This is a genomic window from Nocardia sp. NPDC101769 (assembly GCF_044766925.1).
Taxonomy (GTDB): domain Bacteria; phylum Actinomycetota; class Actinomycetes; order Mycobacteriales; family Mycobacteriaceae; genus Nocardia.
The window spans coordinates 1-1,133 of record NZ_JBIWMX010000152.1 but is presented as its reverse complement, the minus strand read 5'-3'; the positions used below and the strand labels follow the sequence as shown (position 1 = coordinate 1,133).

1 protein-coding gene is annotated in these 1,133 nt (G+C 64.0%); it reads left to right on the top strand.

The genetic code is table 11. The features are described from left to right. The first annotated feature begins 203 nt into the window (after positions 1-203). Positions 204-1,112 (top strand): MerR family transcriptional regulator, encoded by a 909-nt coding sequence (locus ACIRRA_RS46080; protein ID WP_402782524.1) that lies wholly within the window; start codon positions 204-206, stop codon positions 1,110-1,112. The last annotated feature ends 21 nt before the right edge of the window (positions 1,113-1,133 follow it).

Sequence of the window (1,133 nt, the reverse complement as noted above, 5' to 3'; positions counted from 1 at the left end):
ATTGCCGCATACCGCGCTGACCGAACCGGCCAGCGCGGGGCGCCGATGGCCGGAACCTGGTGTGGTGCAGACCATCCGCTACTGCTGATGAGCGTTCGGAAGGTTCGGTGGCCTACGTAGCTTCAGGCCTGCGATCGGCGTCCGAGCTGGTGTGATGTGTTTCGAGTTGACCTGACAGCGGGTGGAGGGTGCAGGTTGGTGCGATGCATGAAGACACCGATCTGTTCACGGTCGGCCAGCTGGCGCAGCGAACTGGGTTGTCGGCGCGGACGATCCGGTTCTGGTCCGATATCGGAGCCGTGCCTCCGGTAGCGCGGTCGGGTGGCGGGTACCGGCTCTTCGATGCTGCCGCGGTCGAGCGCCTCGAGCTGGTTCACACACTTCGGCAGTTGGGCCTGGATCTGCCGACAGTGCACCGTGTCCTCGAGCAGCAGGCCACCTTGGCTGAGGTCGCCGAAACGCATGTGCGTGCCTTGGACGCGCAAATCCGGTCCTTGCGGCTGAGCCGAGCGGTGTTGAGCACTGTCGCCGAGCGCGGCACATCCACACGGGAGATGACATTGATACACAAGTTGGCGCAGCTGTCCGCGCGTGAACGTCAGCAGATCATCGACGGGTTCGTCGACCGAGTGTTCGCCGGAGTCGAGGACGAGGACGCCTTGGTCATCGCAGAGTTCATGCGGGAAATGCCCGCCGCTCTGCCTGACGAGCCCTCGGTTGAACAGGTCGACGCCTGGGTGGAATTGGCTGAAATCGTCTCCGACGAAGGCTTCGAACAGGTATTGCGCCGTATGGTCGTCAACGGCGGCTCCGACAACCGCATCGAGTTCGGACTCGACATCCGTCCCTTGGTGATCGAACACGCCGGCGGTGCTGTCGCCGCGGGTATCGCACCCGAATCCGAGCAGGGTCGAATGACCCTGGACCGCATCGTGCCCACGGACCTGCCAGCGGCTGAACGGGTCTCACTGTTGGCCTGGCTCGATACCGTGGTGGAACCACGTGTCGAAAGGTACTGGCAGCTGCTGAGTCTGATCAACGGCCACGCCCCCGAAGAACCCAGCGTGCCCGCGTTCAGATGGTTCGCCCAAGCCCTGAGCGTGCACCGATGAGCGCACCTCGGGCAAACGCAC

Bases quoted from the DNA above. Each gene is read 5' to 3' on its own strand.
- ACIRRA_RS46080 (WP_402782524.1), top strand. From the start codon at position 204: ATGCATGAAGACACCGATCTGTTCACGGTCGGCCAGCTGGCGCAGCGA.